6 protein-coding genes are annotated in these 5,989 nt (G+C 36.2%); 2 read left to right on the top strand and 4 right to left on the bottom strand.

Annotated features, from left to right (window positions below; all coding sequences use genetic code 11):
* Positions 1-130 precede the first annotated feature (130 nt).
* Positions 131-856: a MerR family transcriptional regulator gene (locus Q5O30_RS09160; protein WP_021953451.1), complete on the top strand. Its 726-nt coding sequence runs from the start codon at positions 131-133 to the stop codon at positions 854-856.
* 100 nt (positions 857-956) lie between these two features.
* Here the strand turns inward: Q5O30_RS09160 and Q5O30_RS09155 are convergent, their stop codons facing one another.
* Entirely contained in the window at positions 957-1,130 is a 174-nt protein-coding gene (locus Q5O30_RS09155) for a DUF362 domain-containing protein (protein WP_021953450.1), read from the bottom strand.
* Positions 1,131-1,480: 350 nt separating this feature from the next.
* Between Q5O30_RS09155 and spo0A the strand changes: the two genes are divergently transcribed.
* Complete coding sequence (gene spo0A / locus Q5O30_RS09150) at positions 1,481-2,284, top strand: sporulation transcription factor Spo0A (protein ID WP_021953449.1); 804 nt, start codon at positions 1,481-1,483, stop codon at positions 2,282-2,284.
* A 29-nt stretch (positions 2,285-2,313) separates the two neighbouring features.
* On the opposite strand, the gene Q5O30_RS09145 is transcribed toward spo0A, so the two are convergent.
* From Q5O30_RS09145 to Q5O30_RS09135, 3 genes are all read right to left on the bottom strand, one after another.
* The gene (locus tag Q5O30_RS09145) at positions 2,314-3,747 is read right to left on the bottom strand and encodes a cell wall metabolism sensor histidine kinase WalK (RefSeq protein WP_021953448.1); all 1,434 of its coding nucleotides are present in this window, start codon (positions 3,745-3,747) and stop codon (positions 2,314-2,316) included.
* Positions 3,748-3,759: 12 nt separating this feature from the next.
* Complete coding sequence (locus Q5O30_RS09140) at positions 3,760-4,461, bottom strand: response regulator transcription factor (protein ID WP_021953447.1); 702 nt, start codon at positions 4,459-4,461, stop codon at positions 3,760-3,762.
* Positions 4,462-4,595: 134 nt separating this feature from the next.
* Positions 4,596-5,989: Smr/MutS family protein (locus Q5O30_RS09135; protein ID WP_302674675.1), on the bottom strand; the 1,394-nt coding region annotated here is incomplete at its 5' end.

Genomic DNA, 5,989 nt, shown 5'->3' with positions numbered 1-5,989 from the left:
GGGAATATAATGGATTTATAATTTATTTGTGTTTAATAAAAAGTATGCAATTTGCCCGCAAAATTGCTGGAATGAATCTTTAGGGCAGACAGCATGGAAAATGTTTAATTTTATTTTTTAGGAGGATGAGATGGGGGAAAAGAGATATATTATATCGGATGCATCTAAAATGCTGGGAGTAGAATCTCATGTTTTAAGATATTGGGAGGAAGAACTTAATGTGTCAATTCCAAGAAACGAAATGGGGCATCGCTATTATACGGAAAATCATATTAATTTATTAAAAAACGTTAGAGATTTAAAGAATCAGGGTTATAGCTTAAGAACCATTAAAATGATGCTTACCGACCCGGACAGGCAGGATGGAAACAAGGGAATGATAATGACACCGGCAATGCAGCAAAACAGAAGGCTGGAGGTTTCAGAGCCTTCAGGAAGTAAAATGGAGCAGTTTCAGGAAATAATGGACAAGGTAGTAGCTAAGGCAATGAAACAGCAGACGGCACAACTGGGAAAGGAAGTAAGCGGTCACGTAAGCGAAACTGTTTTAAAGGAAATGAATTATCTTATGCGGATTCAGGACGAAAAAGAAGAAGAGCGTTATAAAAAATTAGACGAAGTTATGCGCTCAAGACAGCAAATGAGCAGACGGGAAAGAAAGAAGAAATTAAAGGCAGAAAAGCTTTTGCTTAAGAAAAGTGATAAGAGTAAGAAAAAGCAATTAAAAACAGTAATGGAAAGTCAGAAAAAAACAGGTTCAGGAAAAGAAAAAAAGCCGGGATTTTTTTTCGGGTCAAAGGAAAAGAAAAACAGGGTACATATTGGAGAAAAGACAAATCCTGTTACAACCCAGTAAGGATAGTAAAAAAACTTGTAAACGCATCTGTGATGCGGGGGCAGGGAAAAAAATAAGCAGTTGCAATACGATAATCGTTTTGCAACTGCTTGTTTTTAAATTAAGCGTCTAATTCGATTGATCCTGTTGGGCAAGCACCTGTGCATGCTCCACATTCGATACATGAATCAGCATCTATAACGAATACTCCGTCAGCTTCTGATATAGCGCCAACTGGGCAAGCGCCTGCACATGCACCACAACCGACACAACCGTCGTTAATTTTGTAAGCCATTTTGTAAGCCTCCTTTGAATAAGATTATAGCAATATAATAATACAATTTATGACTTATTGCAACATCATAATATTTAACAAATTTAGCATTTTAATATAAATTTTTCACTATATAATAAAATGATGAAGAAAAATAATAGTGTTAAAAACACTAAATAAAATAAGGCAAAAAATCGAAAAACGTCAAGGTGGGTAATATATGGCACCGACTAGTGGTTCAACTTACAAGAATCAGGTGCCATAAAGGAACTTTTCTTGTTTTAGTGCGGGGGTTATGATAATAGAGTATTCACGGAATGTAAGTGAATATGACTGAAAAATAATGTCTATGAAAGAGAAAGGTTTGAAAAATGAAAAAATTTAAAGTGCTTATTGCAGATGCACAAAATGAAGTAAGAAGACAGTTAGTTAAAGCTTTGAAGGATGATCAAAGTATTGAAATTGTAGGTGAAACTGACAATGGAAGGGAAGCGTATGAGTTGTACACTGACTATAATCCGGACATAGTTCTGTTTGAATTATTGTTGCCGGTGTACGATGGGTACACGTTATTGGAAAAAATGCAGCAGTCAGCTAAAAATTCTAAAACAATGTATATTATTATTACATCCATAAATAAGGATATATTAATTAGTGAGGCTTTAAACAGGGGTGTTAATTATGTAATAATGAAACCTTTTGATTGCAATATTATGGCTGAAAAGATTAAAAAGGTTTATTTGAGGATGAATGAAATCTTAAAAGAAAATAAAAGCATGCCGGATTATAATACGGACGATTTATCAATATGTGCCAAATCAGGTACGATTCCACAAATGGATACAATTATATCAAATAAATTAAATGAAATAGGCGTCCCTGCAAGACTTAAGGGATACAGATATATGATTACCGCTGTTAAGGAGGTAATAAGTAATGAAGATGCATTAGAAGGTGTTACAAAGGTTTTATATCCTGATGTTGCCAAAAAACATAATTCAACGCCACAAAGGGTGGAGAAGGCCATACGTCATGCCATAGAGGTGGCATGGTCAGTAGAGGATGCATATAATAATGGAAGCAAAGACAAATATAGTGTACGCTATAAGAAAGGCAGACCTACAAATTCTGAATTTATTGCACAAATAAGCCGGGAAATACGTCAGTCTGCATAAAACTGACAGCTCCCCGGCAAAATAAAATTCTATAGGGTTTTAGATTTGGCATGTTTTATGGAAAAAACAAATTCCGTACCAACTCCCTCGGTACTGATAACGTCTATGTTTTCATTATGGGCACGCATAATTTCCTTTACAATGGAAAGACCAATACCGGAACCGGTTTTGTCACGGCCACGGGATAAGTCGGTTTTGTAAAAACGCTGCCATATTTTATCAATGCTGCCGCTGGGAATACCCATACCAAAATCCTTTACGGAGCAGTATTGCTTATCCCCTTTATTATATAGACGAATAACAATTTTAGAGGAAGGGTTACTAAATTTAATGGCATTATCTAAAAGATTATATAAAACCTGTTCTATTTTTCCTTTATCTGCATACACGTTGTAGTGCTTTGGAGGAAACTGGATAATCAGTTCAATATTTTTCTTTTCGCAACTGCCCTGGAAAGTTTCTACAGTAGAAGCAATCACACTTTCCATATTAAACTCTTCTAAGAAAAGTTCAGGGCCGGTAGTATTCCAGCTGTTAAGTTCACGAAGCCCGGTAGTTAATTTCTCCAGGCGGTTTGCTTCAGAAAGAACAATTGACAAATATTTCTTATGGTCTTCAGGAGGAATGGTTCCATCCATCATAGCCTCAATATACCCTTTTATGGAAGTAAGAGGTGAGCGGAAGTCATGAGAAATATTGGAAATAAAGGTTTTCTGATATTCCCTTGAATTATTTAATTGCTTTGACATATACTTAAGTGAACTTGCCACGTCGCCAATTTCGTCATCATTGCTAACCATAAGGCCGTCATAACTGAAATTACCCTGGGCATATTCCATTGCCGCCAATCTTATTTGCTTAAGCGGTAAATAAATAAACCACATAAAGTTAAAAAAGATAATCAGGGACAAAGCCAGAATAATGGCATAAGTCAGGTAAAAAACATGAGTTACGTCATAACTGCTTTGTTTAATAATGGATGTAGGCATATGAACCACTACATATCCGAATACGGTATTATTTTTTCTTATGGCCTGAACAACACTTAAAGTATCTGTTTTATACATGTTGTAAAATTTGTTTATTTTATAGCTTTTTCCGGTATATTCATTTGGGTCAAAATTTTTAATTACAATATTGGCATCATCGTTAGTAAGAGCTTTTGTGTCATCAGTGGTGTAAACAAGTTTATTGTCCTTATCTAACAGCAAAAGATTACAGTCTAAAACCTTATTAAAATCACTAAAGAAATTGTCCGGATTGTCGATATCATACATAGAATCGCCAATGGCGTTTTGGACATTATCCACCACAATGGAAGCGTAGGACTGTAACTCCGACGCATCGTTAGTAAGCAAATGATTGTAAATAAGGTTTGTTGACCAATAGGTAATTAATAAAAAACCAAGTACCGCAAAAGAAAAATACCCAACAAAAAACTTAGTTAAAATTGAATTCCTCATTGTACGCTCCGATTATTTATGTACCTCAAATCTGTAACCAACGCTCCATACAGTTCCAATTGACCACTCATCTGTGTCGGCAATTTTTTCACGGATACGCTTAATGTGAACGTCTACGGTTCTTGTGTCACCGGCGTATTCATAGCCCCAGATATGGTCAAGAAGCTGTTCTCTTGTAAATACCTGATTTGGTGAAGAAGCAAGGAAATACAAAAGTTCGATTTCCCTAGGAGTCATTTCCACAGGTTTTCCTTTATAAATAACCTCATAGTTTGAAAGATTAATAATCAAATCCTTGTATTCAACACGCTTTTCAGAAGGAGAAACAGCAGGCTGTGGAGCCGCAGTATATCTTCTTAAAACAGCCTTAACCCTTGCCACTAATTCCTTTGAATCAAAAGGCTTTATCATGTAATCATCTGCTCCAAGCTCAAGACCTAAAACCTTATCAAAAACTTCTGTTTTAGCAGAAAGCATAATAATAGGAGTTTTTGAAGTTTTTCGTATTTCACGACAAACCTCATATCCGTCTATTCCCGGAAGCATTAAGTCAAGAAGCACCAGGTCAGGTTTGTAGTCCCTGAAAGCCACCAGTGCAGAATTACCGTCATGCTCAATTCGTGTGTCAAAGCACTCCTTTGTTAAATAAAGAGATACTAAGTTTGCGATGTTTTCATCATCATCAACAATTAAAATTTTCTGTTTGCCAGCCATTTGTTATCCTCCCTTTGAAATCGCAGTAAACTGCTTTTTATATATGTTTATGGTATTCTAAAATATCATGCTAATTATAATCAAATAATGTTAATAAAGTTAAAATAAATTGTAAACTGTGATAATAAGCCAATTTATTTAAATTCTACAACGGTAGCTCCTGCGCCACCTTCACCGTGCTCGCCGTTTCTGTAAGACTTTACATAAGGACATTTTTTCAGGTGAGTCTGTATGGCATTTCTGAGAGTACCGGTACCTTTGCCGTGTATAATATATACCTGAGGAAGATGTGCTAAATAAGCATCGTCTAAATATTTATCAAGTTCAAATAATGCCTCATCCACGGTTTTACCAATAAGATTAAGCTCCATTTTAACATTTAAGGATTTGTTCATCTTAATCTTTCCACTGCCGGTGCGGTTAAGTCCCGGTGCCTTAATATCAGGTTCATCAATAATTTCTAAGTCCTTAATATTAACTTTAGAATTAAGTATACCCATTTTTACCGTTAAATTACCGTCGGCATTAGGCAATGTTACCACAGAACCATTTAGGTTCATGCTAAGAACCTTGACTCCTGTTCCAATCTTAAAGTCAGAAGGCTTATAGGTCTTTTTCTGCTTAGAAGATTTCATGGAAGCTGAGCTTTGGTTTTTCTTAATTTTTGAACCGACGCTGCTTCGCGATTTCTCCAATTCCTTCATATTGCCGGATTTACCGTATTTGTTAATGGTTTTAATAGCTTCATCAGCAGTTTCCTTAGCCTCTTTAAGAATATCAAGAGCTTCATCACGGGCCTTGGAAAGAATTTTATCCTTCTTTTCATCAAGAGTTTTGTTCTTGATTTCGTAGTCCCGTTTGAGGGAAGCAATCTGTGATTTATATACGGAAATGGTTTCCTTGTCCTTTTCAATTTGGCGTTTCTTTTGTTCAAGTTCTGCCAAAACATCCTCAAACTGTTCATTATCCGCATCAATTCTTGATTTGGCATCATCAATAATATATTGAGGAAGTCCTAATTTTTGGGAAATGGCAAAGGCGTTACTTTTACCCGGAATACCAATTAAAAGGCGGTATGTCGGTCTAAGGGTTTCCACATCAAATTCGCAGCTTGCATTTTGTACCCCCTCCGTGGAAAGGGCAAAAAGTTTTAATTCGCTGTAATGGGTAGTTGCCATGGTACGAACTCCCATATTTTTAAGAAATGACAAAATGGAAATGCCCAGTGCCGCACCTTCTACCGGATCAGTACCTGCCCCCAATTCGTCAAATAAAACTAAGGAATCCGAGTCAGCTTTTTCTAAAATATTAACTGTATTAACCATATGGGCTGAAAAGGTACTAAGGCTTTGCTCAATACTTTGTTCATCTCCAATGTCAGCAAAAATCTCATTAAATACTCCCAGCTGACTTCCCGGTAAAGCGGGAATATGAAGCCCTGCCTGCCCCATTAAAGACAAAAGCCCTACGGTTTTTAATGAAACTGTTTTACCACCGGTATTAGGTCCCGTAATAATAAGCAGTGTGA

Origin of the sequence: Eubacterium sp. CAG:161, assembly GCF_000432355.1 — a bacterium.
Lineage (GTDB): Bacteria > Bacillota > Clostridia > Lachnospirales > Lachnospiraceae > Eubacterium_G > Eubacterium_G segne.
The sequence above is the reverse complement of the archived record's forward strand: the minus strand, read 5'-3'. Positions and strand labels throughout refer to the sequence as shown.

Bases quoted from the DNA above. Each gene is read 5' to 3' on its own strand.
- Q5O30_RS09155 (WP_021953450.1), bottom strand. From the start codon at position 1,130: ATGGCTTACAAAATTAACGACGGTTGTGTCGGTTGTGGTGCATGTGCA.
- Q5O30_RS09160 (WP_021953451.1), top strand. From the start codon at position 131: ATGGGGGAAAAGAGATATATTATATCGGATGCATCTAAAATGCTGGGA.
- spo0A (WP_021953449.1), top strand. From the start codon at position 1,481: ATGAAAAAATTTAAAGTGCTTATTGCAGATGCACAAAATGAAGTAAGA.
- Q5O30_RS09145 (WP_021953448.1), bottom strand. From the start codon at position 3,747: ATGAGGAATTCAATTTTAACTAAGTTTTTTGTTGGGTATTTTTCTTTT.
- Q5O30_RS09140 (WP_021953447.1), bottom strand. From the start codon at position 4,461: ATGGCTGGCAAACAGAAAATTTTAATTGTTGATGATGATGAAAACATC.